The 25,370-nt window shown below is 71.4% G+C and carries 20 protein-coding genes; 10 read left to right on the top strand and 10 right to left on the bottom strand.

Annotation, left to right across the window (positions count from 1 at the left end):
* Positions 1-103 precede the first annotated feature (103 nt).
* Positions 104-4,276 (top strand): hypothetical protein, encoded by a 4,173-nt coding sequence (locus AW271_RS02515; RefSeq protein WP_157553864.1) that lies wholly within the window; start codon positions 104-106, stop codon positions 4,274-4,276.
* 9 nt (positions 4,277-4,285) lie between these two features.
* On the opposite strand, the gene AW271_RS02510 is transcribed toward AW271_RS02515, so the two are convergent.
* On the bottom strand, positions 4,286-5,002 hold the full coding sequence (locus AW271_RS02510; protein WP_062331060.1) for an anti-sigma factor: 717 nt from the start codon (positions 5,000-5,002) through the stop codon (positions 4,286-4,288).
* Complete coding sequence (gene sigK, locus AW271_RS02505; protein WP_245652895.1) at positions 4,999-5,580, bottom strand: ECF RNA polymerase sigma factor SigK; 582 nt, start codon at positions 5,578-5,580, stop codon at positions 4,999-5,001. Before sigK ends, AW271_RS02510 begins: the two co-directional genes overlap by 4 nt.
* A 52-nt stretch (positions 5,581-5,632) precedes the next feature.
* Here sigK and AW271_RS02500 point away from each other — a divergent pair, with 52 nt between their 5' ends.
* Both AW271_RS02500 and AW271_RS02495 read left to right on the top strand, forming a co-directional pair.
* Positions 5,633-6,850 (top strand): FAD-dependent oxidoreductase, encoded by a 1,218-nt coding sequence (locus tag AW271_RS02500; protein WP_062331054.1) that lies wholly within the window; start codon positions 5,633-5,635, stop codon positions 6,848-6,850.
* 51 nt (positions 6,851-6,901) lie between these two features.
* A complete protein-coding gene (locus tag AW271_RS02495; protein ID WP_245652894.1) occupies positions 6,902-8,236 on the top strand; it encodes a class II 3-deoxy-7-phosphoheptulonate synthase in 1,335 nt (444 codons plus the stop codon).
* Between the two features lie 52 nt (positions 8,237-8,288).
* On the opposite strand, the gene AW271_RS02490 is transcribed toward AW271_RS02495, so the two are convergent.
* The gene (locus AW271_RS02490) at positions 8,289-8,654 is read right to left on the bottom strand and encodes a thioredoxin family protein (RefSeq protein ID WP_062331051.1); all 366 of its coding nucleotides are present in this window, start codon (positions 8,652-8,654) and stop codon (positions 8,289-8,291) included.
* Positions 8,655-9,052: 398 nt separating this feature from the next.
* Between AW271_RS02490 and AW271_RS02485 the strand changes: the two genes are divergently transcribed.
* Positions 9,053-10,207, top strand: a complete 1,155-nt coding sequence (locus AW271_RS02485) for a pentapeptide repeat-containing protein (protein WP_062331049.1) — start codon at positions 9,053-9,055, stop codon at positions 10,205-10,207.
* A gap of 40 nt (positions 10,208-10,247) precedes the next feature.
* On the top strand, positions 10,248-10,922 hold the full coding sequence (locus AW271_RS41045) for a permease prefix domain 1-containing protein (RefSeq protein ID WP_063817828.1): 675 nt from the start codon (positions 10,248-10,250) through the stop codon (positions 10,920-10,922).
* Here the strand turns inward: AW271_RS41045 and AW271_RS02475 are convergent.
* A complete protein-coding gene (locus AW271_RS02475) occupies positions 10,891-11,187 on the bottom strand; it encodes a PadR family transcriptional regulator (protein WP_062331046.1) in 297 nt (98 codons plus the stop codon). The two genes, AW271_RS41045 and AW271_RS02475, sit on opposite strands and share 32 nt — an antisense overlap.
* 107 nt (positions 11,188-11,294) lie before the next feature.
* On the opposite strand from AW271_RS02475, the gene AW271_RS02470 reads away from it, so the two are divergent.
* From AW271_RS02470 to cydC, 4 genes are read left to right on the top strand one after another with little or no spacing between them, the layout of a single operon-like run.
* A complete protein-coding gene (locus AW271_RS02470) occupies positions 11,295-12,461 on the top strand; it encodes a cytochrome ubiquinol oxidase subunit I (protein ID WP_062331044.1) in 1,167 nt (388 codons plus the stop codon).
* A gap of 9 nt (positions 12,462-12,470) precedes the next feature.
* Positions 12,471-13,163 (top strand): cytochrome d ubiquinol oxidase subunit II, encoded by a 693-nt coding sequence (locus AW271_RS02465; protein WP_062331041.1) that lies wholly within the window; start codon positions 12,471-12,473, stop codon positions 13,161-13,163.
* 10 nt (positions 13,164-13,173) lie between these two features.
* Positions 13,174-14,775 carry a thiol reductant ABC exporter subunit CydD gene (cydD, locus tag AW271_RS02460; protein WP_245652893.1) on the top strand — a complete coding sequence of 534 codons (1,602 nt, stop codon included), beginning with the start codon at positions 13,174-13,176 and terminating at the stop codon, positions 14,773-14,775.
* Positions 14,772-16,451, top strand: coding sequence for a thiol reductant ABC exporter subunit CydC (cydC, locus tag AW271_RS02455; RefSeq protein WP_062331037.1), 1,680 nt, complete (start codon positions 14,772-14,774; stop codon positions 16,449-16,451). Before cydD ends, cydC begins: the two co-directional genes overlap by 4 nt.
* 165 nt (positions 16,452-16,616) lie before the next feature.
* Here cydC and AW271_RS02450 read toward each other — a convergent pair whose 3' ends face one another.
* The 6 genes from AW271_RS02450 to lon form a co-directional block, all read right to left on the bottom strand.
* Positions 16,617-18,023, bottom strand: coding sequence for a S1C family serine protease (locus AW271_RS02450; protein WP_062331034.1), 1,407 nt, complete (start codon positions 18,021-18,023; stop codon positions 16,617-16,619).
* Between the two features lie 119 nt (positions 18,024-18,142).
* Complete coding sequence (locus AW271_RS02445; RefSeq protein ID WP_062331032.1) at positions 18,143-19,669, bottom strand: acyl-CoA synthetase; 1,527 nt, start codon at positions 19,667-19,669, stop codon at positions 18,143-18,145.
* A 107-nt stretch (positions 19,670-19,776) separates the two neighbouring features.
* Positions 19,777-20,346 (bottom strand): hypothetical protein, encoded by a 570-nt coding sequence (locus AW271_RS02440; protein WP_062331029.1) that lies wholly within the window; start codon positions 20,344-20,346, stop codon positions 19,777-19,779.
* A gap of 102 nt (positions 20,347-20,448) precedes the next feature.
* A complete protein-coding gene (locus AW271_RS02435; RefSeq protein WP_062331026.1) occupies positions 20,449-21,078 on the bottom strand; it encodes a DJ-1/PfpI family protein in 630 nt (209 codons plus the stop codon).
* The gene (locus AW271_RS02430) at positions 21,079-22,047 is read right to left on the bottom strand and encodes a GlxA family transcriptional regulator (RefSeq protein ID WP_062331023.1); all 969 of its coding nucleotides are present in this window, start codon (positions 22,045-22,047) and stop codon (positions 21,079-21,081) included.
* Between the two features lie 115 nt (positions 22,048-22,162).
* The gene (lon, locus tag AW271_RS02425) at positions 22,163-24,535 is read right to left on the bottom strand and encodes an endopeptidase La (protein WP_062331020.1); all 2,373 of its coding nucleotides are present in this window, start codon (positions 24,533-24,535) and stop codon (positions 22,163-22,165) included.
* Between the two features lie 192 nt (positions 24,536-24,727).
* On the opposite strand from lon, the gene AW271_RS02420 reads away from it, so the two are divergent.
* On the top strand, positions 24,728-25,369 hold the full coding sequence (locus AW271_RS02420; protein ID WP_062331018.1) for a biliverdin-producing heme oxygenase: 642 nt from the start codon (positions 24,728-24,730) through the stop codon (positions 25,367-25,369).
* The last annotated feature ends 1 nt before the right edge of the window (position 25,370 follow it).

The raw sequence follows: 25,370 nt of genomic DNA, 5'->3' as shown, positions 1-25,370 counted from the left end.
CATTTGGCGTGAAACGGAATGATCCGATCCGGCAGAATCCCTTCGGCGCTCTTCATGCCGGCGATGGCCGGCCACGCGGATCGGGGAGCGCGGGGAGAGAGCCGTGCGCAGAAGACGCACCCTCGCGGCCGCACTGATGGCGGCAGTGGTGAGCTCTACGTTCGCCGTCAGTCAGATTTTCGGGATGGGAGACCTCGGCTACTTCGAGTGGCTCTACGCCTTCCTGGCGATCTGCGTCACCGCGCTCCTTCTCGTAATGACATATCGCCCGGTCCGGTCGCCCGCATCGCCAGGTCAAGCGGAGGCCGAACTCGCCGCAGCGGTCCATCGGCAGGGGCGGGAGGCCGCTGTCGCCGCAGGCCTGATCGGCCCGCTCGAACTGCCCGTCAGATGGGTGGACGGGCAGGTGTTCGCCGGACAAGTGGTGCCCCTTTCCTCCCACACCATGGCCGAGAGGTTCTTGTCGGTGGCCGGCGGCCGGATGATGATCACTGGTCCTCCCGGTTCAGGGAAGACGAGCCTCGCCGTCCTGCTGTCGCTTCACCTGCTGGACATGCGCAGGGCAACGGGCCAGGGTCAGGTGCCTTTCCATACCGGGCTGCACACCTGGGATCCCGACGACGAGCCGTTTCATGATTGGCTGGCCGGTCGCGTCCTCACCGACCATCCGTGGCTCGCCGACGAGGAGTACGGGCCCGAGATGGCGAAGGTACTGGTGGGCAACCGACAGATTCTGCCCGTGTTGGACGGCCTCCACGAACTCCCGCCGTCCAGGCAACGTCTGGTCGTCAACGCCCTTGAGCAGGCGTTGACGCGTAGCGACGCCCTGATCATCATCTGCCGGTCACCGAACGACCGGCATGTCCGCCGGTTGGTGGACGCCGAACGATTCGGCTTCGGCATGGTGGTCAAGGCGTGGACAACCCCGCCACAGGATGTGGCGGCCTTTCTGACGGAGATCCGCCCGCAGTCCACTCCGTACGGCGGAGAATGGTCGGGAATCATCCGATTGCTCGCTTCCGGCAAGGTAAGCCCGCTTTCCCGAGCTCTGCGCAAACCGGTCATGCTCGGGCTCTTCCGCGACTTCTACGGAACGGGCGGCCGAGATCCCGGCGAACTCCTCGATTCCACCCGCTTTCGTGATGCGGGAGACATTGAGCGGCATCTCCTCGACAATTATCTCTACGCCGAATCCCTGGCCCCCCTGGAGCGCCGCTACGGCCCGGCGGCCAGGCGATGGCTGGAATTCCTCGCACATCACATGTCCACCGACCATCAGGACCTCGTGTGGTGGAGGATCCCCGAAGCGGTGCCCCCGCAGGTCTACCGGACGGCCGGTATGATCTTCGCTGTCGTCCCTCCGCTGCTGATGGGCATGTGGTGGGGCACCTGGGGCGACGCGTGGATGATCTTTCCGCTCACCGCGCTTGGCGGCTACCGAGTCGCGACCACCCACCGATGGCATGTCCCGCCGCTCAACCGACGGTCGCTTGACCATCCCGGCGGAAACGTGCACAGTCCGCGGGCCGGAGTGCGCAGAAGCCTGTTCGCCGGCACGGTGCTGCTGGCAAGCGTCATCTCCGGCGGGATCGGTATCGATTTCGTGTTCCGAGCGTCAGCGTCACCCCCTGTCGCCCCCGACTGGCCTGCGATGACGGCGTTGTCCTTTTTCGCCGGAATCGCCATCGTCGTGGCGAGGCCCGCCTTCAGCTATCTCCTGGCGGTCGGGATACTCGCCGCCCGGCGCGAGGTTCCCCTGCGGCTGATGGTCTTCCTTGAACTCGCCCACCGGCAGGGTCTGCTCCGCCGGGTTGGTCCCGCCTACCGGTTCCGCGTCCCGGAACTGCAGAACCACCTGGCGAGCCGGCAGATCACCCGTGAGGTCGCGGCACCGCCCGGCAGGCCGACCACGATCGATCACGTCGTCCGGGCCAAGGTCCGCGAGGAAGCCCTAGCCCTGCCCGAAGTGCGCCCCGGGAATGGCGAGTCGGCCGAGGAGCTCATCCACCGGTTGCTGGACACGAACGCGGAGAGGATCGAATCCGCCGCGCAGTTCCATCACCAGCGCTTCCTGAAAGCACGGGAGGCCCTGGTCGAGGCGGCCCGCCTGGCGAAGTGGACGCATCCGGCCCATCTCTATCGGCGGTTCGCCTGGGGCGCGGGCGCCGTCACCGTCTGGGCTGCGGGCATGATCTGGCTGCCGATCTCCGTCTTGGGGACGACGCTGGGGCTCGCGGCGACCGGATATGCGGCCGTGGCCGTGATCGCCTTCCTCTGGACGGCCTTTCGCGGCGACCGGCGCTCCGCGACGCGATCAAAGCCATTCGGCCCCGACACCAGGAACCTGTCCGAGCGCGTGCGAGACGGCGGGCAGGCGGTGGCCCGGATAGTCGTGCGACCCCTGCCGCTCACGCTGTTCGCCGGGCTGGCCGGCACCTGGATGTCGGTGCTCACCGATTCGGCCGCGATCATGACGGACGCCCGCAGGTGGTTGTGGGCCGGAGCCGTGGTCACGCTGGTCGCCGTCCTGCTGTGGTGGGCGAGTGCCCCGGCGCAGCACGTGCGCGCGGTCCTGGCCGACCCCGACCCGGCCGCATGGCTGCGGCTGCCGTCGGGTCTGGCCCGGTTCCGGGTCGCGGCCCAGCAGGCGCACCAGGACTGGGTCAGGGCCCTGTTGCGGGAGGGCCTGCTGCCGCTGGTCATAGGCGAACTCGGCGACGGCCGGGACGTCATGGCCACCACCCTGCCCGAGATCGACGCGGGGCGGCTGGGCCGGTGGAGCAGGATCGACGAGTTCGTCGGCACGGCGGGCAGCTCCTTCCTGGAGGAGGTCATCGGGCAGCACGGCAGCGCGAGCGTCGGCCTGAGCGGTGCGCGTGGCGCGGGCAAGAGCACCACCCTGCGCCGGATGTGCTCCCCCGACCGGCCGGAGACCGGGGCCCACCTGTGCGTGCTGGTCGACGCGCCGACCGCGTACGACCCGAAGGAGTTCATCACCCACCTGTTCCTGCGCGTCTGCGAGCAGGTCACCGGGGAGACGCGGGAGCGGGCGCCCCGGCCGGGGCTGCGGGCCCGGCTTGCCCTGGCGTTCCCGTGGGCGGCGATCCTCGTGGGGGCGGCGCTGCTGGCGACGGCGGTGTTCCGTGACTGGCTCGGGACCGTCGTGGCGGGGGTGGCCCGCGATCCGCTGACGGTGGCGGGAGCGGCGGGCGCGCTGCTGATCTGCCTCGGGGTGACGTTCGCGTGGCGCGGGTCCCGCCGGTCGCCGAGGGCGCTCGGGTCGAGCGCCTCCGAAGTCGCGGCACGGGCGCACCTGCGGTCGCTGCGCTATCTGGAGGCCGTCACCCAGACGAGCTCGGGAGAGGTCGGCCTGCCGGTCGGGTCGAAGGCGGTCCGCCAGTCGGCGGTCCAGCGGACCGAGCACGTGCGCGGCTATCCGCAGCTGGTCGCCGACCTGCGGGAGTTGCTCGGCCAGATCGCCCTGGACCGGCAGGACCGCCAGGGCAAGGTCATCATCGGCATCGACGAGCTCGACAAGATCGGCACCGCCGAGGAGACCGAGCGGTTCCTCAACGACCTGAAGGTGATCTTCGGGGTGCACGGGTGCTTCTTCCTGGTCGCCCTGTCGGAAGACGCCATCGCCGGGTACGAACGGCGCAGCCTCGGCGTCCGGAACACCTTCGACAGTTCCTTCGACCGGATCATCAGGATTCCGGCGCTGCGCAGCGCGGAGTCGCACGCGCTGCTGGCCAGGCGGAGCGTGCCGCTGTCGCTGCCGTTCGTCTGGCTGTGTCACGCGCTGACCGGCGGCGTGCCGCGTGACTTCCTCCGCTGCGTGCTCGACCTGACCGTGCTCGCCGCCGACGGAAGCGGCAAGCTCGGTGTGCTGGCCGAGCGGCTGATCCGGCAGGACCGCGCGACGGTGATCGCCGCACAACTACGGGTGGCGGCCGCTCTGGGAGACGGGAGCGGCCTGGTCACCGGCTGGCTGGCCGCCTGCCTGGACGCCCCGCTCACCTCCCGCGACCTCGACCGCCTCGCCGAAGACCCCCCGGGGCAGGAGGAGGCCGTGGTCGTTCAGTCGCGCGCCTACCTGTCCATCCTGGCGACGGTCGTCCAGATCTTCGTCGAGAGCCCGGAGTCGGCGCTGGAGAACCTGCGCGCCGACTCCGGGCCGATCGACACCGTGGCCGAGACCCGGCTGCTGCTGGCCACCGACCCGCATCTGGCCTGGCACTCCATCCAGCGGGTCCGGGAGCGGCTGTCCTTCGACTGAGGGGCGGCCTCAGACCACCTTCGCGAGCATGACCGGTTCCGTCGTCGGCTGTTGCGAACCCCCTGCCGGCTCCACCGTCACCCCGAAGTGGTCCGTGCCCGCCGGCAGCTCGACCGTCGCCGTCCGGATCCCGCCGCCGTCGACCAGCCCCGCCGAGCGGATGCGTTCGCCGCCGATCGTCCACAACTGGTAGGTCCTGGAAGGATCGAGAGCGGGGAGTTCCGAGGTGAACATCACCTTCCTGCGGCTCTCCGAGGCCACCACCGTCGCCGACCCTCCGCCGACCATCTCGACCTTCCTGACCACGGCGTCGGGCGCCGCGAGCAGGCTCTGGGTCTGCTCGATCGAGGCGTCGCGCGAGCGGATCTCGTTGACGGCCACCACGCCGATCGACACCGCCGCGGCGGCCGACACGGCGGCCAGGGCCAGGGCCCACCGGCCCTTTCCGCGCCGCAGCGGCACGACGACCTCGGCGGCGGGCTCCTCCTCGATCTGGGGCGGTTCCTGGCGGACCTCGGCGATCTGGGCCATGACCCGCGACTTCAGGGCGCGGGGCGGGGCCTCGGCCACGGCGGCGCCCAGGCGGGCGGCCGTCTCGCGCAGGCCGCGGACCTCGATCGAGCAGGTCTCGCACCGCGACAGGTGGCCCTCGAACTCGCCCAGTTCGCGCAGCGGCAGCGCGTTCAGGGCGTAGGCCCCGGACAGGGTGTGGATCTCCTCGTTCACCGCTCCACCCCCATGCAGTCGCGCAGTCGTACCAGGCCGTCGCGCATGCGCGTCTTGACCGTCCCCAAGGGGACCTTCAGCAAGCCGGCCACCTCGGGATAGCTGTAGCCGCCGTAATAGGCCATCGTCACGGCCTGCCGCTGGAGTTCGGTCAGGCCGTCGAGGCAGCGGCGCACGCGTTCGCCCTCCAGGCGGGTGGTCACGGTCTCGGCCACGTGGTCGTACGCCACCTCGCCGCCCATCCGGGCCACCCGGTCCTCGCGGTCGGAGGACGCCTGCGCCGACCGTACCCGGTCGACGGCGCGCCGGTGGGCCACGGTCATCACCCATGACATGGCGCTCCCCCGGGCAGGGTCGAAGCGGGCGGCGGTGCGCCACACCTCCACCATGACCTCCTGGGCGACCTCCTCGGCCTGCGCCCGGTCGCGCACGACGCGCCGGATCAGCCCGAACACCGAGGCGATCAGCCTGTCGTACAGGCGCTCGAAAGCCGTCTCGTCGCCGCGGGCGACCGACGTCAGCAACTCGTCGAGTTCGGGGCTGCGGCCCGTGACGGATAGGGGCACGACATCGTTCACGAACCCCATTCGCCGCGGCCCGCCCCGTGGATTGCCCGGGTAGAAGGGAAATATGGAAACCACCGTGGTGATCGCGGGCGGCGGGCCCGCCGGGGCGATGCTGGGGCTGCTGCTGGCGCGGGCCGGAATCGAGGTCGTGCTGCTGGAGAAGCACGCCGACTTCTTCCGCGACTTCAGGGGCGACACGATCCACCCGTCGACGATCCAGGTCCTCGACGAACTGGGGCTGCTGGCCGAGTTCGAGGCCATCCCGCACCGCTCGTTCGACTACTTCGCCCTCTACACGGGCGAGGAGTTCCTGCCGGTCGCCGACTTCCGGCGGCTGCCCGGCCGGCACCGGCGGCTGGCGATGGTGCCGCAGTGGGACTTCCTCACGCTGATCACCGCCGCGGCCGGCCGCTACCCGAACTTCCGGCTGCTCATGGAGCACCGGGCCGTCGGCGTGATCCGCGAGGGCGGGGCGGTCCGCGGGGTGAAGGTCGAGGCGGGCGGCGTCCAGACGGAGATCCGGGCCGCGCTGACGGTGGCGGCCGACGGGCGGTCCAGCGACCTGCGCCGCGCCGTCGGGTTCGAGCCGGTCGACATCGGCGCGCCGATGGACGTGTTGTGGTTCCGGCTGCCGCGCCACGACGGGCACCCCGACGACGTGTTCCTGCGGCCGGGGCGGGGCACGGCGCTGGTGTCGCTCAACCGGGGCGACTACTGGCAGATGGCCTATCTGATCCCCAAGGGCGGGTTCGACGACCTCAAGGCGGGCGGCATCGAGCACTTCCGGTCGACCATCACCGATCTGCTCCCCTACCTCGACACCAGTGAACTCGCCTTCGGCGACGTCCAGTTGCTGACCGTGGTGGTCGACCGGCTGCGGCAGTGGCACCTGCCGGGCCTGCTGGTCATCGGCGACGCCGCCCACGCCATGTCGCCGGTCGGCGGGGTCGGGATCAACCTGGCGATCCAGGACGCCATCGCGGCCGGGAACCTGCTCGCCGGGCCGCTGGCCCGGGCGCAGGCGAACCGGCGGCCGGTGCTCGACCCCGTGCCGGCTTCTCTCCTGGCGAAACTGCGGCGCCGGCGGTGGTATCCGACGGCCGCGACGCAGGCCGTCCAGGTGCAGATCCAGAACCGGATCATCGCCCGCGTCCTCGCGGGCGACGCGGATGCGGGCTCCATCGCCGCCGCCGTGCGGCAGATCCCCCCGCCCGTACGCCGCCTCCTCGGCCGCGTCATCGGGCTGGGATTCCTTCCCGAACACGTCCGCTCATCTCACTGAATGGACATGGCAGGCCGGTCCTCGGGACGAGGAACGATAACCTCGTATGTCGTGAGCGCACTCAACCTCGACACCTGGCGTGACCTGCCCGCCGCCCAGCAGCCCGAGTGGCCCGACCGCGGCGCGCTCGACGATGTGGTCACCGAGTTGCGCGGGTTGCCGCCGCTGGTCTTCGCCGGGGAGTGCGACCGGCTGAAAGACGAGCTGGCGGCGGTCGCGCGCGGCGAGGCGTTCGTCCTGCAGGGTGGTGACTGCGCCGAGACGTTCGCCGGCGCCACCGCCGACAACGTCCGCAACAAGATCAAGACGCTGCTCCAGATGGCGATCGTGCTGACCTACGCCGGGCGGGTGCCCGTCGTCAAGATCGGCCGGCTCGCCGGGCAGTTCGCCAAGCCGCGGTCGAAGAACACCGAGACCCGCGACGGCGTCGAGCTGCCCGCCTACCGGGGCGACATGGTCAACGGCTTCGAGTTCACCGAGTCCTCGCGGGTGCCCGACCCGGGCCGCCTCCTGCGGGCCTACCACTCCTCGGCCGTCACGCTGAACCTGGCGCGGGCCTTCACCAAGGGCGGCTACGCCGACCTGCGGCAGGTCCACGCCTGGAACCAGGACTTCGTGGCCGGTTCCCCGGCCGGTCAGCGCTACGAGCGGCTGGCCCGGGAGATCGACCAGGCGCTGGCGTTCATGAGCGCCTGCGGCGCCGAGCCCGCGGAGTTCCACACGGTCGAGTTCTACTCGTCCCACGAGGCCCTGATCCTCGACTACGACCACGCGATGACCCGCATCGACAGCCGCACGGGTCTTCCGTACGACGTGTCGGCCCACATGGTCTGGATCGGCGAGCGCACCCGCCAGCTCGACCACGCCCACGTCGAGTTCTTCAGCAAGATCCGCAACCCGATCGGGGTCAAGCTGGGCCCGACCACGACCGCCGACGAGGCGCTGACGCTGGTCGAGAAGCTCAACCCGGCCAACGAGCCGGGCCGGCTGACCTTCATCAGCCGCATGGGCGCCGGGAAGGTCCGCGACGCCCTGCCGCCGCTGGTCGAGAAGGTGACCGCAAGCGGCGCCGTGGTGACGTGGATCTGCGACCCGATGCACGGCAACACGTTCGAGGCGAGCGGCGGCTTCAAGACCCGCCGCCTCGACGACGTCCTCGACGAGGTGACCGGCTTCTTCGAGGTCCACCGCGCGCTGGGCACCCACCCGGGCGGCATCCACATCGAGTTCACCGGCGACGACGTGACCGAGTGCGTCGGCGGCGGCCACCAGATCCTCGAAGAGGACCTGGCGCTGCGCTACGAGACGGCCTGCGACCCCCGGCTGAACCGGTCGCAGTCGCTCGACCTGGCGTTCCGGGTCGCGGAGCTCTACCGGGGCGACTGAGCCCAGACACGCGAAAGGCCCCCGGTTCGGGGGCCTTTTTCGTCTGGCCGGACTAGTTCTTGTTGATCTCCGCGCTGATCTCGGCCCGGATCGCGTCCATGTCGAGGGCGCGGACCTGGGTGATCAGGTCGTCGAGCGCGGGGGCGGGGAGGGCGCCGGGCTGGGCGAAGACCACGATGCCGTCACGGATGGCCATGATGGTCGGGATCGCGGTGATGTCGAACCCCTGGGCCAGGGCGGGCTGGGCCTCGGTGTCGATCTTGCCGAACTTGATGTCCTCGTGCTTGGCCGAGGCCTTCTCGAAGATCGGGCCGAACGACTTGCACGGTCCGCACCACTCCGCCCAGAAGTCGAGCAGGACGATGCCGTCGTCGGCGATCTCGTTGAAGTTGCTCTCGGTTACCTCGATGGTCGCCACTCGCGACTCCTTTCCTCTCGGGGTGCAACCCGATTGGGCCGCGCCGCATTCCAAGGCCTATCACGCCGGTTAGGTTGCCCGTTCGCACCCCTGGGTACGTCCCACGTCCCGACGACGGCAGGAGACTCCCATGATCCCCGGTTGCGGCTCGTGCAACTGCTCGGACGAGATTCTCAGCACCCTCCGCCCACCCCGCATCACCCAGTTGAGCACCGAATGAGCGAAACGGCCCCGGAAGAACACTTCCGGGGCCGTTTTCCGTTCCGGGGGTAGCATCCGCGACACATTTGACAGGGGCGCGGAAAAGGGCCGGAAGAATTGCCGATCGTGGGTAAGCCTTTGACATGAGGCAACTCCTTTCCTGGAGCACCTGCGCCACGAGCGCCGATTGCGTAGGGGTGACGCGGCAGCCGTACAACCGCTGTCTGACCCACCTGGAAGCCGAAGAACTGGAAGCCCACCTCGCCACGCTGACGCCGGGGCAAGCCCTCGACCTGCGCGGCACGACCGTCCCCGCCGGGCTGCTCGACCGCATCCTCGCCGCGATGGAGAACGTCGTCGGCCGGGCCCGGTTCGACCAGACCGTGTTCTCCTCCCCCGCCCGGTTCGGCGACGTCACCTTCACCGGCGACGCGTCGTTCGACGAAGCACGTTTCGACGCGCTCGCGTCGTTCTTCAATACCCATTTCAGGGGAAATGTCTCTTTTCAGGGCGTGCGTTTCGGCCGTGAATTCTCCCTGTACGGCTCCCGCGTGCGCGGCCACCTCTCGATGGACGAGTCCACCGTCGCCAGCGACGCCCTCTTCGGCGAGGCGTGTTTCGGCTCGGCGTCGTTCCGGGGGGCCGAGTTCCACGGGTTCAGCTCCTTCGACCAGGCCAGGTTCCACGGCGACGCGACCTTCCGCGGGGCCCGGTTCTCGCGGCCGGTGTCGTTCCTGAAGACCGCGTTCGAGGGCGCGGCCGGGTTCCAGTCGGTCAGGTTCGGGGCGAAGGCGTTCCTGGCCCCCGCCATGGTGGGCCGCCACCTGGCGCTCACCCAGGCCAGGGCCACCGGCCCGGTCGAGCTCCACGTCACGGGGTGTCCGGTCGACCTGTCGGAGGCGCGGGTGCTCGGCCGCCTGACCGTGCGCGCGGGCGACGCCGACCTCGACCTGACCCGCCTGACCAGCCGGGGCCGGTCGAAGGTCGGGCGCAGGGGCGGCCCGATCCGGGTGCTGTCGATCACCGGCCTCGACGCCGACGACCTGACGATCGAGGGCGCCGACCTGACCCGCTGCCACCTGCCCGGCGTGGTCAACGCCGACCGGCTGCGGCTGCGCGACTGCGTGTTCGCGGCCAGCCCCGGCGGCCGGCGGCAGTTGCGGTTCAGCTGGCCGCCCTTCCGGGGCACCTTCTTCAGCCGCCTGTCGTGGGTGGCGCTGCTCGCCCTGGTGGCGGTGGCGGCGGTGCTCTGGTCGTCCACCCCGCAGCAGCAGCACCGCCATCCCCGCCCGGCGGTGACGCAGGGCGGCACCTGGGCCCACTCATCGGGGACGGATCAGGGTTCGCCCTGATGTGAGGCCCGCGAGGTCCCCCATAGCCTGGCGAACGACTATGGACACCGCATTCCAGACGGCTGCCGTCGACGACTACGCCGACCGGCTGGCCAAGACGCTCCGGGGGCCGCGCAGGGCCAGGAACGACCTCGTGGCCGAGGCCCGCGACGGCCTGTACGACGCCGCCGAGGCCTATGCGGAACAGGGCCTGCCGCCCGACGAGGCGCAGGCCCGCGCGGTGGCCGACTTCGGCCCGGTCGCCGAGGTGGCGCCGGGGTTCCAGGAGGAGCTCACCGCGGCGCAGAGCCGCCGCACGGCGACCCTGCTGTTCCTCAGCACCCCGGCGGTGGCGCTGATGTGGGGCGTGTTGTGGCAGCTCTTCCCGGCCGACTTCGACGTGGTGAAACCCGTCTGGTTCGAGGTGGTGGCCCGGTCGGTCGACCTCATCCAGATCGCGACGGGCCTGACGGGCGCGGCGGTCCTGCTGCGCCTGCGCCGCACCCGCCGGTCGCGCGGGGCGGCCCGGCTGCTGGGCCTGCTGGTCTGGATCCAGGCGCCGCTGATGGCGGCGCTCTGCGGAACCCTGATGTTCACGGCCGGCACGGCGCTGTCGGCCTTCCCCGGCTACTTCCCCGGCCAGGTGGCCACGTGGATCAGCGTCGCCTTCTGGGCCTGGCAGCTCTCGAGCGCGGCCCGCTGCCTCACGTCTGCGGGTTCAGCACCCGCCCGATGACGCTGGTGAAGCTCGACCAGGCGGTGCGTTCGCCCGCGAGTTCGGCGCGCCCCGAATCGGTCAGCCGGTAGGTGCGGCGTTTGCGGCCGCCTACGGTCGCCCATTCGCTGGCCAGGAAGCCGGCCCGCTCCAACCGCCGCAACGCTGGGTAAACAGTACCTGTCGGTACGTCAAGGGCGCCGCCGGACCGCTCCCGCAGGGCTTCGATGATCGCGTAGCCGTGGAGGGGCTCGTGCTCCACCACGGACAGGAGGAGGGCGTCCATATGCCCACGGAGCGCGTCGGGGTTCACGTGTTCACCTTAACCGGGTGCGGCATGTAGGCAGTCTACATGTAGGCTCTCTATATGTAGCCAGACATAAGGAGCCTTTCATGGACGTCCTCGACCTGGCCCGGTTGCAGTTCGCGGTGACGGGGAGCCTGCATTTCCTGTTCGTCGTGCTCACGCTGGGCCTGGCCCCCCTTGTGGCGATCATGCACACCCGATACGCCCGCACCGGCAGCACCCTCGACGAACGCGCGACGCGCTTCTGGGGGCAGATCTACGTGACGAACTACGCGCTCGGCATCGTCACCGGCATCGTGATGGAGTTCCAGTTCGGGCTGAGCTGGAGCGGCCTGACCCACTACGCCGGCGACGTCTTCGGCGCGCCGCTGGCGCTGGAGACGCTGATCGCGTTCTTCCTGGAGTCCACGTTCCTCGGCCTGTGGATCTTCGGCTGGCACCGGCTGCCCACGTGGCTCCACCTCGCGACGATCTGGCTGGTCACGATCACCGCCTACGCGTCGGCGTTCTGGATCATGGTGGCCAACTCGTTCCTCCAGCACCCGGCCGGGTCGGTGCGCGACGGCGAGGTGCTGCGGCTCGACGACTTCGGCGCGCTGCTGACCAACCCGTCGTTGTCGATGGCGCTGCCCCACGTGCTCTCGGCCGGGCTGACCGTGGGCGGCTTCGTGGTGATGAGCGCGAGCGCCTACCACCTGTTCCGCAGGACCCCCGACCAGGAGCTGTTCTCCCGGTCGCTGCGCATGGGCATCTGGACCTCCTTCGCCGGCACGATGATGGTCGTCGGCTTCGGGTTCGCCCAGTTCGGGCCGGTGACCAGTGTCCAGCCCGACAAGTTCGCCGACCGGCCGCTGGCCGCCTTCGGGCTCGGCATGATGATCCTCATCGGGCACCTGCTCCAGCTCATCGCCCTCGCGCTGGTGATCGTGGTCAAGTGGGCGCCGCGCTGGCGCTTCCTCCACCCGCTGATCGTGCTGGTCACCCCTCTTCCCTTCATCGCGGCGATCCTCGGGTGGATCGCCCGGGAGGAGGGCCGCCAGCCGTGGATGATCTGGGAGCGCCTCAAGGTCGCCGACGCGATCACCCCCGGGCTGACCGGCGGCCAGATCACCCTGTCGTTCGTCGGGTTCGTCGGCGTGCTGACGCTGCTGGCGGTGGCCGACTACGTGCTGATCGTGCGCGTCGTCCGGCGCGGCGCCCACGAGGTCGCGCTCGGCGAGAACCCCGCGCCCGCGCCGGCCCTGACCTTCTAGGAGCTGATCATGGACATCCTGTGGTTCGGCGTCCTGGCGCTGCTGCTGATCGGTTACTTCGTCCTGGAGGGCTTCGACCTCGGCGTCGGCCTGCTGCTGCCCGTCACCGCCGACCGCGACCGGGCCATCGGCGCCATCGGCCCGTTCGTGCTGGCCAACGAGGTGTGGCTGATCGCCGTCGCGGGCGTGTTGTTCGGGGCCTTCCCCGCGTGCGAGAACGTGCTGAGCGCCAACTACGAGGCGGTGGTGCTGCTGCTGGTCTCGTGGGTGGTGCGCGACGCGGGCCTGTGGTTCCGCCGCCGCCTGTTCACCCGCGCGTTCTGGGAGTGGGCGATCGCCCTGGCCTCCCTCGGCGTCTGCCTGGCCTGGGGCCTGCTGCTGGCCGGCCTGGGCGGGTTCTCCGTCCCGTTCGGGCTCCTGTACGGCCTCCTCATCGCCGCCCTCTTCGTGCTGCACGGCCGCCGGTTCCTCGACTGGCGGCTGACCGGCGGGGGATCACCGCTGGTCACCGGGGCGCTGGCGGCCGTGCCGGCGCTGGTGCCGCTGGTCGGCACGGCGGGCGCGGTGGTCGCCAACGCGGCCCCGTCCGCGAACCTGACGGTGTTGACGTTTATGGTGTTGCCGTTCGTCCCGGTCTTGGCCGGGGCGCAGATCTGGGTGTGGAGGGCCTTCGGGAAGGGCCCGGTCCCCGCCTACTTCTGAGGGGGGCTCGGTGCACAAAGGTCTCGTGCGGCTGCTGCCGCGCCGCCACCTCATGGTGTGCCTGGGCGCGGCGGTGGCGGCCGGGCTGCTCGTCCTGGTCCAGGCCGAACTGCTGGCCGGGGTGCTGTCGGGGCGGTTCGCCGTCGGGGTGCTGGGCTGGCTGGCCCTGGTGATCGCGGCCCGGGGCGCGCTGGGCTGGGTCCAGGGCGTCGCGGCCGGGGCGACCGCTAGCGGGGTGAAGTCGGAGCTGCGCCACCGGCTGCTGCGCCGCTTCCAGGGCATGAGCCCGGCCGAGACCCGCTCGGGCGAACTCGTGACGCTGACCGGCCGGGGCCTCGACGCGCTCGACCCCTACCTGACGGGCTACCTGCCGTCGATCGCCGTCGCGGCCGTGGTGCCGGTGGCGGTGATCGTCCGGCTGTTCGTGGCCGATCTGACGACCGCGCTGATCGTGCTGGTCACGGTGCCGCTGATCCCGATCTTCGGCGCGCTGGTCGGCATGACGACCAAGGCGGTGACCGAGCGGCAGTGGGCCGCCCTGTCGCGGCTCGGCGGCCACTTCCTCGACGTGGTCCGGGGCCTGCCGACCCTGCGGGCGTTCGGCCGGGCCCGTCACCAGGCGACCGTGATCCGCGAGGTGGCCGGCGCCCACCGCTCGGCGACGATGAAGACCCTGCGGGTGGCGTTCCTGTCGTCGCTGGTCCTGGAGCTGGTCGCGTCGTTGTCGCTGGCGCTGGTCGCGGTGCCGGTCGGCCTGCGGCTGCTGTCGGGCTCGCTCGACCTGACGACGGCCCTCCTCGTGCTGCTGCTCGCCCCCGAGGCCTACCTGCCGCTGCGCGCGATGGGCACCCGCTTCCACGCCGCCATGGAGGGCGTCACCGCCGCCGACCAGGCGTTCGCGCTGCTCGAAGGGGCGCAGCCGGCCGCCCCGCGCCCGGCGGTCGCCGCCGAGCGGGTGCCGGAGATCCGCCTCGAAGGGGTGACCGTGCGCTACCCCGGCCGCGACGACCCCGCCCTGCTCGACGTGTCGCTCACCATCGCGCCCGGCGAACGGGTGGCCCTGGTCGGCGAGAGCGGGGCGGGCAAGAGCACCCTGCTCCACCTGCTGCTCGGCTTCGTCGCCCCCTCCGAGGGGCGGGTCCTGGTCGGCGGCGTCGACCTGGCCACCCTCGACCTCGATCAGTGGCGCCGGCAGCTGGCCTTCGTGCCCCAGCGCCCCCACCTGTTCGCCGCCTCGGTGGCCGGCAACATCTCCCTCGACGGCACGGCCTCCCCCGAGGAGATCCGCGCCGCGGCGGTCGCCGCCCAGGCCGACGCCTTCGTCACCGACCTGCCCGAGGGCTACGACACCGTCATCGGCGAACGGGGCGCCGACCTGTCGGCGGGCCAGCGCCAGCGCCTGGCCCTGGCCCGCGCGTTCTGCCGCCCCGGCGCGGGCCTGCTGCTCCTCGACGAACCCACCGCCCGCCTCGACGGCCGCAGCGAGGCGGCGGTGGTCGAGGCCACCCGCACCCTGTCCGAAGGCCGCACGGCGGTGATCGTCGCCCACCGCCCGGCCATGATCGCCCTGGCCGACCGGGTGATCCGCGTCGACGACGGAGTGATCGCATGACCTCTTCGATCATCTGGAACCGCCGGCTGCTGATCGCCGCGCTGGCCGGGTCGGCGGCCGACCTGGCCGGGCTCGGGCTGATCGCCTCGGCCGCCTGGCTCATCACCCGGGCCGCGCAGCAGCCCGAACTGGCCGCGCTGTCGGTGGCGATCGTCGCGGTCCGGGCGTTCGCGACCTCCCGCGGGGTGTTCCGCTACGCCGAGCGGCTGACGGGCCACGACGTCGCGCTGCGCGCGCAGGCGGCGACCCGCGAACGCCTCTACGACTCGCTCGTCCCGGCCGGGCCGCTCTCCCACCGGGGGGCCGACCTGCTGAGCCGGATGGTCGACGACACCGACGCCGTCCAGGACCTGCTGGTCCGCTGCCTGCTCCCGGCCGTCGCCGCCCTGGTCACCGGGGTCACGGCCGTCGTGATCGCGGCGTTCCTGCTGCCGCTCGCGGCGGTGGTGCTGGCGGCGGGGCTGATCGTCGCGGGGGTGCTGCTCCCGGCCGCGACCGCCGCGCTGGCCCGCCGGTCGACCACCCGGCTGGCGCCCGCGCGGGCCGACCTGGCCGCCCACACCGCCGACCTCGTGCACGGCTCGGCCGACCTGGCCGCCTACGGCGCGACCGGGCGGGCCCTCGACGCGGCGGCGGCGGCCGACGACCGGCTCGCCCGCCTGGAACGCGGCCAGGCCCGGGTGAACGCGACCGCGCTGGCGGCCGGGGTGCTGGTCCAGGGCCTCACGGTGGTGATCGTGGTGGCCGTGGCCATGGCACTCGACGCCGGTTCGATCGCGACCGCCGTGCTCGCCCTGACGTCGCTGGTCTGCTTCGAGCCGGTGCTCCCGCTGGCGGTGGCCGGCGAACGGCTGACCGGGGTGCTGGCCGCGGTGCGGCGGCTGCGGGAGATCGAGGCCGTGCCCCCGGCGGTGGCCGCCCCGGCCGACCCGCTGCCCCGGCCTACCGGGCCGCTGACGGTCGTGGTCGACGACCTGGTCGTCCGGCACGGCGACCGGCCCGCGCTCGGCGGGGTGAGCCTGACGCTCACTCCGGGGAAACGCGTCGCCGTCGTCGGCCCCAGCGGGGCGGGCAAGAGCACGTTGTTGTCGGCGCTGATGCGGACCGTCGAGATCGTGTCGGGCGGCGTCACCGTCAACGGCGTCGACCTGCGCCGGTTCTCCCCCGACGACGCGCGGGCCATGATGACGGGCCTCACCCAGGACCCCTACGTCTTCCAGACCACCTTCCGCGACAACCTGCGCCTGGCGGGCCCCGACGCCGACGACGCCGAGCTCGACCGGGCGGTGCGCGAGGCCAGGCTGGGCACGTTCGCCGACCGGGCCGGCTGGGACGTCCAGCTCGGCGAAGACGGCCGCACCCTGTCGGGCGGCCAGATCCAGCGCCTGGCGCTGGCCCGCGCCCTCCTCTACGACCCGCCGGTCCTGCTGCTCGACGAACCCGCCGAGGCCCTCGACGAGACCACGGCCGACGCCCTGATGGGCGACCTGCTCGACGCCACCCGGGGCCGCACCACCCTGCTCGTCACCCACCGGCTGCGCGGCCTGGAGGCGGTCGACGAGGTGATCGTGCTGGAGGACGGCCTGGTGGTGCAGCGCGGCACCCACGCCGAACTCGTCGCGGCCGACGGCTACTACCGCGAGTTGTGGCGGGCCGAGACCATGATCCGCGGGTAGCCGTCACGGTGCGGGCCGGGAACGGCCGGTGCGCGCCGCCGGACGGGCGCGGGCCGGAGACGGCGGGCGGGGCCGGCCAGGCGGAGCCGTAACGGAGAAAAAGACCGGCGGCGCCCTGAGGCGCCGCCGGTCTTCCCCTGTCCCCATACCTGAGAGATCTCCGCGTCAGCTCGTCGTCTTCTCCTCCAGAGTGATCGTCGCCGTGTTCGCCTGACCGTTCCGGGTGTAGTTCACGGTCACCTTGGTCCCGGGCTGGTGGCCGCGGATGATGCCGACCACCGTCTCGCCCGCGTCGATCGGGGTGTCGTCGACCTTGGTGATGATGTCGCCCTGCTGCAGGCCCGCCTTGGCGGCGGGGCTGTTCGGCTCGACCGTCGACACCAGGGCGCCGGCGATGTCGCCGGTGGCGTCGCCGACGCTCACGCCGAGGTAGGCGTGCACGGCCTTGCCGGTCTTGATCAGCTGGTCGGCGACGTTCCTGGCGGTGTTGATCGGGATGGCGAAGCCGACGCCGATGTTGCCGTTGCCGCCGCCCGAGGTGGCGATCGCGGTGTTGATGCCGATGACCTGGCCGGCCGCGTTGACCAGGGCGCCGCCGGAGTTGCCGGGGTTGATCGCCGCGTCGGTCTGGACCATGCCGCCGATCGTCGTGGTCGGCTCGGCCTGCTGCTCCTGCTCCTGGCCGAAGCCGCCGCCGCCCCAGCCGGGGGGCAACTGCGGGCCGCCGCCTCCGCCGCCGCCACCGGAGGTGACGGTGCGGTCGAGGGCCGAGACGATGCCCGAGGTGACCGAGCCCTCCAGGCCGAGCGGGCTGCCGATCGCCAGCACCGAGTCGCCCACCTGGAGCGCGTCGCTGTCGCCGAGCGAGGCGGCCGTGAGGCCCGAGACGCCGGTGGCGCGGATGACCGCGATGTCGGTCGTCGGGTCGGTGCCCACGAGCGTCGCCGGGATGGTGCGGCCGTCGCTGAACTTGACGGCCATCTGGGCGTTCTGCCCGGCGCCGGCGACCACGTGGTTGTTGGTGAGGATCAGCCCGTCGGCCGAGAGGATCACGCCGGAGCCCTCTCCCTGGCCCTGCTGCGAGGTCACGGTGATCATGACCACCGAGGGCTGCACCGCCTTGGCGACCGCCGCGATCGTGCCCTTGGCGGGCATCGCCGCCGAGCCGTTACTCTGCGAGTTCACCACCGGGCTGGCCAGCACCGGCACGCCGTCGTCGTCCATCGCGTTGGTGATGAGGGCCCCTGCGACCCCACCGCCGACCGCCACGCACGCCAGCGCCAGGATCGAGACGCCCCGCTTCCAGGCCCGTCCGTCGGACCGCTGCTGCCGGGGCGGCTCCGGGGGGAGCGGCGGCAGACCGTAGACGGCGGTGTCGCCGACCGGGTTCGCGCCGACGTGTCCCTGGATGGGGCCCGGCTGGTGCGGCGGCGGGGGCGGCGCGAACTGCGGCGTGGGCTGCTCGCCCCGGTAGTCGCCGTACTGCGGGGCCCGGCGGCCGAACTGGCTCCAGCCGCGCCCTTCGAGGACCTCGGTGGTCCCCGTCTCGTTCTCCCGCTCGTCAGCGCTCATCTCTGCCATCCCCTTACCGAATCCCGGCTCCTTCGGGCCGGTGGTTCTAAGATGGCAAACCGCCGATAAGGCCGGCTTAAGCGATCACCCCGCTGACCTGGCGAAACCGAACACTGGCCTTATTTGTGCTGCTCGGGCCAGTATTCGTCGCGCAAAATCCGTTTGTACAACTTCCCGGTGGGGTGCCGGGGCAGCTCCGTGCGGAAGTCGACCGACCTCGGGCACTTGTAGTGGGCCAGCCGTTCGCGGCAGTACCCGATCAGTTCCGCCTCCAGCTCCGGCCCGGCCGCCGCGGGGTCGGCGGGCTCCACGACGGCCTTGACCTGTTCGCCCATCTCCTCGTCGGGCACCCCGAAGACGGCCACGTCGGCGACCTTCGGATGGACCGCCAGCAGGTTCTCCGCCTCCTGCGGGTAGATGTTCACCCCGCCCGAGATGATCATGTACGAGCTCCGGTCGGTCAGGTAAAGGAAGCCCTCCTCGTCGAGGTGGCCGATGTCCCCGAGCGTCGACCAGCCCCGGCCCTTCGGGTCGTGCGCGGCGGCGGTCTTGTCGGGGTCGCCGTGGTAGACGAAGGCCGGCCCGTCGGAGAGGTAGACGACGCCGGTCTCCCCCGGGCCCAGTTCCTCGCCCTGGGCGTCGAGGATGTGCGGCACGCCGAGCAGCGGCCGTCCGACGGTGCCCTTGTGGGCGAGCCAGTCGTGGGGGCCGGCGTAGATGAAGCCGTTGCCCTCGGTGCCCGCGTAGTACTCGTGGACGATCGGGCCCCACCACTCCATCATCGACTCCTTCACCGGAATGGGGCAGGGGGCGGCGGCGTGGATGGCGTACGCCAGCGTGGACAGGTCGTACTTGGCCCGGGTCTCGGCCGGGAGCTTCAGGAACTTGATGAAGTGGGTCGGCACCCACTGGGAGTGGGTGACGCCGTACGTCTCGATGGCGGCCAGGGCCTGTTCCGGGTCGAAGCGGTCCATGACGACGACGGTGGCGCCGAACCGCTGGAAGGTGAGCGAGTAGCGCAGCGGGGCGGCGTGGTAGAGCGGCGCCGGCGACAGGTAGACGCTGTCGGCCGTGGCGGCGAACAGGAAGCCGATCAGGTTCATCAGCGGGCCGGGCGTCTCCAGCGGCTGGCCGGTCCAGTTCGGCTTGACGCCCTTCGGCCGCCCGGTGGTGCCCGAGGAGTAGAGCATGTCCATGCCCTGCACCTCGTCGGCCACGGGGGTGACGGGCATGGGGGCGACCGCGGTCTCGTACGGGAGGAAACCGGGGACCGTGCCGTCGAGCATGAGCCGCAGCGGCGGCCCGGTCACCGCGGCGGCGGCCTCGGCGCAGGCGGCCGAGGAGATGAACGCCTTCGCGCCGCAGTTCTCCACGATGTACGTCAGCTCGCCCGCCTGCAGCCGCGAGCTGACCGCCGTGTAGAACAGGCCCGACCGGTGGGCCGCCCAGGCGATGGCGAGGAAGAGGGGATGGTTCTCCAGCATGAACGCGATGTGGTCGCCGGGCCGCAGCCCGGCCTCGCGCAGCAGGTGGGCGAGGCGGTTGGACTCCTCGTCGAGTTCCCGGTAGGTGACCACCCGGCCGGAACCGGCCATGATCACAGCGGGTTTGTCAGGGCTCACGGCGGCGATGGCACCCGGGTACATGACCGAACATTACTCGGTGATCGTCGGGGCGGAAAGGGAAACGGCCCGCGCCGGGAATGGCGCGGGCCGTTCAGTAGACCGCTCAGCCTACCGTTCGAGGGTGCCGATCAGACGGCTTCGTAAACCGGCGACCAGGGGCCGAAGAAGCCCTTGGGACCGAAGTGGTTGCCGCGGGAGACCTGGACGTCGATCGTGTTCACGTTGGTGGCGTGGAACCCGAACCAGTCACCGCCCTTGTCGCAGTTGCGGAACTTCTCGTAGGAGGTGTGGCCGTCGAGGTCCTCGATCTTGAAGACGGCCCAGGCGCACTTGTACTTCTTGTCGCCCCACCACTTGTGGTTCGTGAGTTCACCCTTGACCGAGACCTTGGTGTACTCCTCCCACTTCCAGGACCACTTCTTGTCCCACTTCCAGCCGACGATCTTGCACTTCTTCTCGCCGTGCTTCCACCAGCACTTCTTGATGGGCTTCTTGAACTTCTCCCAATACCAGACCTTCTTCTTGCCGTGGTCGACGGCGTACTTGCCCTCGGCCTCGGCCTTGTGGTCGGCGGAGTAGTAGGGGCCCCAGTCCCCGACGAAGGGGGAGGCGCTGGCGGCCGTCGGCGCAACCACGGCGCCGGTGATGAGGGCGGCGGCGACGCCACCGCTCACCAGGAGCTTCTTGATGAATCGCACTTTCGGATTCCTCTCGGGACGAGGAGTTTGACAGGAAAATGAATAAACCGTCCCGATAGCGACCCAGTAGCGACTGACTTGAACCTCGCTTTAAAGCGCAGGTCACCCCACCCGGATGAGGCCCATCGCCCGTTCCCGCAGCTCAGGGGTGGCGGTCGCGGCCGAGCCCGAAGTGAAGGGTGGGGCCGGGTCATACTCGATGGCCAGCTGCACGGCCCGGGCGGTGTCCTCGTCGCGCATCAGGGCGAGCAGGGTCAGCGCCATGTCGAGGCCCGCCGAGACCCCGGCGGCGGTGACGACCTTCCCCTCGGTGACCACACGTTCGGCCACCGGGACCGCGCCGAAGCCGGCGAGCCCGTCGTGGAAACCCCAGTGGGTGGTGGCCGGCAGGCCCGCCAGGATGCCGGCGTGGGCGAGCAGGAACGCGCCGCTGCACACCGAGGTGGTCCAGGTCGTGGTGCGGTGGGCGGTCGTGATCCAGTCGATCAGCCGCCGGTCGTTCAGCGCCGGGAGGGTGCCGGGGCCGCCGGGGACCACGACCACGTCGGGGTCGGGCAGGTCGTCGAAGGCCGCGGTGGCGGTGATCGACAGGCTGTCCTGGTCGTCGGCGACCGGGCCCGGCTCCGCCGCCACGAACGTGACGGCGACGCCGGGCGCGAAGGCCAGCACGGTGTAGGGGCCAACCGCGTCGAGGGCGGTGAAGCCGGGATAGAGGGGGATGGCGACGCGCATTCAGTGCTCCTTGTCATGGGACCGGTCGCGGAACCGGCGGCGGTAGTCGCCGGGGGAAACCCGAAGGTGCCGGCGGAACACCCGGTAGAGGCTGCCGGGCAGGCCGAGCCCGGTGCGCCGGGCGACGACGTCGAGGGGTTCGTCGGTGGTCTCCAGCAGCCGCCGGGCGGCGCCGGTGCGGGCGATCTCGACGTACCGGCCGGGGGGCATGCCGGTCTCGTCGGTGAAGACGCGGGAGAAGTGGCGCTCGCTCAGGTTCATCCGGCGGGCCAGCGCCGGGACGCTGAGGTCCTCCTCCGGGTGCTCGTCGATCCAGGTCTGCAGCTCTTTCAGGGGTTCACTTCGCGGTACGGCCTGGATCGGCGCCGAGAACTGCGACTGCCCGCCGGGCCGGTGGAGGTAGACGACCAGCCCCCGCGCGACGTGCCGGGCGACGTCGTGGCCGTGGTCGTCGGCGACCATCGCCAGGGCCAGGTCGATCCCGGTGGTCACCCCGGCGGAGGTCCAGACGTCGCCCTCGCGCACGTAGATCGCATCGGGGTCGGTCTCGACGGCGGGATAACGCCGGGCCAGGTCGTCGGCCGACAACCAGTGGGTGGTGGCCCGCCCGCCGTCGAGCAGCCCGGCCTCGGCGAGCAGGAACGCCCCCGTGCAGACCGACCCGGTCCGCCTGGCCCTCGCCGCCAGCCGCCGCACCCCCGCCACCAGCCGGGGGTCGCGCAGGTGGTCGTCGACGGTCAGCCCGCCGGCCACCAGCAGCGTGTCGATCGGCCCGGTGACCTCGTCGATCGGGGTCTCGACCAGGGTGGCCAGCCCGTTCGACGACCGGACCGGACCGGCCACGGCCGAGGTCACCTCCAGCGTGTACGCCGCCCTCCGGCTGACCAGCCCGGCGGTGGCGAACACGTCGGCCGGCCCGGCCAGATCGAGGTGCTGGAACCCTTCGGTGATGACGCAGACGACCCGCATGCCTCCATCCTGGAATCCGCCCCCCGGTGGCCGCAACGACACGAACCGTGCAGATCAGGACATGACGAAGGGGGCCTCCCCTGTCCCGGGAGGCCCCCTTCGCGCCGGGGGAAGGTTACGCGGCGGCCGACTGCCCCACCGTCGCCGGGGTCAGCGCGATCTCCAGGACCTCACGCACGTCGCTGACGGCGTGGACCTCGAGATCGGCCAGCACCTCGGCCGGGACGTCGTCGAGATCGGGCTCGTTGCGGGCCGGGATCAGGACGGTCGTGATGCCCGCCCGGTGGGCGGCCAGCAGCTTCTGCTTGACCCCGCCGATCGGGAGGACCCGGCCGGTCAGCGACACCTCACCGGTCATCGCCACGTCGCCCCGCACCGGGCGCCCGCTGAGCAGCGAGGCCAGGGCGGTCGTCATGGTGACGCCGGCCGAGGGGCCGTCCTTCGGCACCGCGCCCGCCGGGACGTGGATGTGGATCTGGCGGTCCTTCAGCGACCCGACCGGCAGCTCCAGCTCCGCGCCGCGCGAGCGCAGGTAGGAGAGCGCGATCTGGGCCGACTCCTTCATCACGTCGCCGAGCTGGCCGGTCAGGGTCACCCCGGTCGAGCCGGTCTCGGGATCGGCCAGCGACGCCTCGACGTAGAGGACGTCGCCGCCCGCGCCGGTCACCGCCAGGCCCGTCGACACGCCGGGCACCGAGGTGCGCTGGCGCGACTCGGGCAGCGACGACTCGGGCACGTGGCGCGGCCGGCCGAGGTAGCCGACCAGGTCGTCGTCGGTGACGGTCAGCGGCAGGGTCTTGTCGCCCAGCGAGACCGCCGCGGCGACCTTGCGGAGCACCCGCGCGACCGCCCGCTCCAGGGAGCGCACGCCCGCCTCGCGGGTGTACTCGCCCGCCACGCGGCGCAGCGCCGCGTCGTCGACCGTGACCTCGTCGGGGGTCAGGCCCGCCTTCTCGAGCTGCCGGGGCAGCAGGTGGTCGCGGGCGATGACGACCTTCTCGTCCTCGGTGTAGCCGTCGAGGGTGACGACGTCCATGCGGTCGAGCAGCGGGCCGGGGATCTGCTCCAGGGCGTTGGCCGTGGCCAGGAACAGCACGTCGGACAGGTCGAGCTCGACCTCGAGGTAGTGGTCGCGGAACGTGTGGTTCTGCGCCGGGTCGAGCACCTCGAGCAGGGCCGCCGTCGGGTCGCCCCGGTAGTCGGCGCCGACCTTGTCGACCTCGTCGAGGAGGACGACGGGGTTCATCGAGCCGGCCTCGCGGATCGCCCGGACCAGGCGGCCGGGCAGCGCGCCGACGTAGGTGCGCCGGTGGCCGCGGATCTCCGCCTCGTCGCGGACGCCGCCGAGGGCGACGCGCACGAACTTGCGGCCCATGGCGCGGGCGACCGACTCGCCGAGCGAGGTCTTGCCGACTCCGGGAGGGCCGGCCAGCGCGAGCACCGCGCCCGACCGCCGCCCGCCGACGACGCCGAGCCCCTGGTCGGCGCGGCGCTTGCGGACCGCGAGGTATTCGATGATCCGGTCCTTCACGTCCTCCAGGCCGGTGTGGTCGGCGTCGAGGATGGCGCGGGCGCCGGCGATGTCGTAGGCGTCCTCGGTGCGGGTGTTCCACGGCAGGTCGAGGACGGTGTCGAGCCAGGTGCGGATCCAGCCGGTCTCGGGCGACTGGTCGGAGGTGCGCTCCAGCTTGTCGACCTCCTTGAGGGCCGCCTCGCGCACCTTCTCGGGCAGGTCGGCCGCCTCGACGCGGGCGCGGTAGTCCTCCTCCTCGGTCTCGGGGTCGCCGTTGAGCTCGGCCAGCTCCTTGCGGACGGCCGCGAGCTGCTGGCGGAGCAGGAACTCGCGCTGCTGCTTCTCCATGCCCTCCTGGACGTCCTTGCGGATCGTCTCGGCGACGTCGACCTCGGCCAGGTGGTCGCGGGCCCAGCCGACCAGCTTCTCCAGCCGCTCCCCCGCGTCGGCGGTCTCCAGCAGGAGCAGCTTCTGCGCGGTCGAGAGCCAGGGCGCGTAGCCGGAGCTGTCGGCCAGCACCGAGGGGTCGTCGATGCCGTTCACCTGGTCGACGACCTGCCAGGCGCCGCGCTTCTGCAGGATCGTGGTGGTGAGCGCCTTGTACTCCTTCATCAGGGAGCTCACCTTGGCGTCGGGCTCGTCGGTGCTCTTCGGCACGATGGTCGCCTCGACCCACAGGGCCGCGCCGGGGCCGGTCGTGCCGGTGCCCACGCGGGCGCGCGACACACCCCGCACCACGGCGGCGGGCTCGCCCCCGGGCAGCCTGCCCACCTGCTCGACGACCGCGCTGACGCCGACCGCCCCGTAGTGCCCGTCGATCCGCGGCACCAGCAGGACGTGGGGCTTCTTGGCCCCGGTGGCCTGGGCGGCCTCGATCGCCGCGCGCACCTCGGAGTCGGACAGATCGAGGGGGACGACCATGCCGGGCAGGACGACCTCGTCGTCCAGGGGCAGGACGGGAAGGATCTCAGTCATGCGTGCTCCTCAGCCTTGAGTTATATGCGCTCAACTAAGGCGAGTCCCATGGTGTTCCCAAGCTTGCGTGAGTTCGCTGAGAGCGATCGTAATTCTGTAATCAGGTTTAACGACACGGTGTCATCAACCTGTTGACGATCGCGGCGAAGGTTTGTGACACTTCGTCATGAACGACTCTCTGAGGAGCCTGCGATGGGTTTTGCCGAGGTCCTGCGGACCGCGACCTGGACCGACCACGAGTCCGCGGAGGACGACAGCTACCTGAAGAACCTGATGGCGGGCAGGCTTAGTCCCGAGGCCTACGGCGAGATGGTCGCCCAGCACTACTTCGCCTACGTGGCCCTCGACGGCGCGTCGAAGCGGCTGGCCGGCGACCCCGTCGCCGGGGCGTTCGTCTTCCCCGAGCTCTACCGCGAGCAGGCGCTCGTGCGCGACCTCACCACCATCTACGGCGACGACTGGGCCGCGCGCATCGCCCCCAGCAAGCCGACCCAGACGCTGGTGGCCCGGATCAACCAGGTTTCCGACTGGCCGGGCGGATATGTGGCCCACCACTACACTCGTTACCTCGGCGACCTGTCGGGCGGCCAGTTCATCCGGCTGGAACTGCAGAAGATCTACGGCTTCGGCAAGGGGGGCGGGGTGGACTTCTACCACTTCGACATCGGCAGCCTCCCCCGGTTCAAGGACGAATACCGGCGCCGCCTCGACGCCCTCGGCGAGAGCCTCGACGAGGCCGGGCGGCAGCGCGTCATCCGGGAGACCCGGCTGGCCTACCAGCTGAACACCGAGGTGCTCGGCGACCTGGGCCGGGTGGCCACGGTGGCGGCCTGAC

Origin of the sequence: Herbidospora sakaeratensis, from assembly GCF_001570525.1 — a bacterium.
GTDB classification, from domain to species: Bacteria; Actinomycetota; Actinomycetes; order Streptosporangiales; family Streptosporangiaceae; genus Herbidospora; species Herbidospora sakaeratensis.
This window is presented reverse-complemented; position numbering and strand designations above follow the sequence as displayed.